Consider the following 231-nt stretch of genomic DNA (forward strand, 5'->3'; position numbering starts at 1 on the left):
CATTTTCTTAGCTCCTAAAAAATCGCAAGTCGACATTGTTCAGGCTGTTGGACGTATTATGCGTAAAGCAGAAGGAAAAGATTATGGTTATATTATTCTGCCGATAGTTATTCCAATTGATGAAAAACCAGAAACAATATTAGATAATAACAAAAATTATGAGGCTGTATGGCAAGTTATCAATGCTTTACGATCGGTGGATGAACGTTTTGAAGCCATGGTAGATAAAAT

At 34.2% G+C, this 231-nt stretch carries 1 protein-coding gene; it reads left to right on the forward strand.

Features of this window, described 5'->3' with window-relative positions; genetic code table 11:
- Positions 1-231, forward strand: a 231-nt coding sequence (locus KVT27_RS26400; protein WP_217582359.1) for a hypothetical protein, incomplete at both ends; no start/stop codon positions are given.

Origin of the sequence: Lysinibacillus sp. GbtcB16 (genome assembly GCF_019091145.1) — a bacterium.
Taxonomy (GTDB): domain Bacteria; phylum Bacillota; class Bacilli; order Bacillales_A; family Planococcaceae; genus Lysinibacillus; species Lysinibacillus fusiformis.